At 70.1% G+C, this 1400-nt stretch carries 2 protein-coding genes; both read left to right on the plus strand.

Features of this window, described 5'->3' with window-relative positions:
- Positions 1–156 precede the first annotated feature (156 nt).
- Positions 157–1089, plus strand: a complete 933-nt coding sequence (locus tag AC2A1K_RS35595) for an acetaldehyde dehydrogenase (acetylating) (protein WP_483901070.1) — start codon at positions 157–159, stop codon at positions 1087–1089.
- Positions 1086–1292 carry a hypothetical protein gene (locus tag AC2A1K_RS35600; RefSeq protein ID WP_483901071.1) on the plus strand — a complete coding sequence of 69 codons (207 nt, stop codon included), beginning with the start codon at positions 1086–1088 and terminating at the stop codon, positions 1290–1292. Before AC2A1K_RS35595 ends, AC2A1K_RS35600 begins: the two co-directional genes overlap by 4 nt.
- Positions 1293–1400: the final 108 nt, after the last annotated feature.

Genomic DNA, 1400 nt, shown 5'->3' on the forward strand with positions numbered 1-1400 from the left:
GCGGTCGTTGGCGCCCTCCGACCACGGTGACAACACCCCCCAGATCATCAACGACAGGGGCACTCAGTCATGCCGTGGCCGGCGGCCTGCAAGCCCTCACCGGGCCTGATCAAGAAGGTAACGGGGGATTCTCGTCCTGGCCAGGAAGCAGGACTGATGACACTGCACCTGGCGAACGACCGGGCCGCGCCCAGTGCGGAACCCGGCACGACCGATCAGCTGCGGGTCGCGATCGTCGGCACCGGCAACGTCGGCGCCGACCTCCTGCTGAAGGTCATCGCGTCCCCGTCGCTCCGATGCACAATGTTCGCGGGGCGCCGGCTCGCCTCGCCCGGCGTGGAGATGGCGCGCTCGCAGGGCGTGCCCGTCAGCGACCGCGGCCTGGAGGCGGTCCTCCAGGCCCGCGAGGACATCGACCTCGTGTTCGACGCGACATCGGCCCGCGACGCCACGCGCCACTGGGCCGCCCTGAAGGCGGTCGGGCTGCCGATGATCGACCTGACGCCGGCGAAACTGGGCCGCTTCTGCGTCCCGGCACTCAACCTCGGCGAACGGCTCGACGACGACTACGTCAGCATGGTGACCTGCGGCGGCCAGGCAGCCGTCCCGATGGCGAGCGCCCTGGCCCGAACCATCCCGGAGCTCGCGTACCTGGAGATCGCATCCACCAGCGCGTCGGCCAGCGTCGGCCCGGCCACCCGCGCCAACATCGATGAGTACGTCGTCACCACCGAGAGCGCCACCCGCGAGTTCTCCGGGGTCGGCAACACGAAGACCATCCTCGTAATCAACCCGGCGGAGCCGGGCTCCATCATGCGGAACACCGTGGCCGTCACCGCTCCCGGTGAGGTAGACCTCGACGCGGTCACGGCGGCGGCCGCCGAGGCGGAGAAGGAGATCCAGTCCTACGTTCCTGGTTACCGGCTCGTAGTGCCGCCGGTGCGCACCGGTGACCGTGTCCTCCTGACCGTGGAGGTCGAGGGCCGCGGTGACTGGCTCCCGCCCTACGCCGGCAATCTGGACATCATCGACTGCGCCGGGATCGCGCTGGCCGAAGCCCGCGCCCGGAGCCGGATGGAGGCGGCATGACCACGACCAAGGAACTGGAATCCCTGACCATCTGCGACTCGACGTTGCGCGACGGCAGCCACGCAGTTGCCCACCAGCTCGGTGTCGCCGACATCCGGGCCTACGCGCACGCTGCCGACCGGGCTGGGGTCGACGTGGTGGAGGTGGGGCACGGCAACGGCATCGGCGCGTCCTCGCTGCAGGTCGGCCTAGGGCGTGTCTGATGGATCTTGGTCGTGGGATGGGCCAGGATGCGAGTCGTGGCAGCTGACCGGACGGTGATCTCGGACGCGGCGTGGGCACGGTTGGAGCCGCTGCTGCCCGACCGGACC

It is taken from the genome of Actinomycetospora sp. 2LY8.5, from assembly GCF_057180585.1.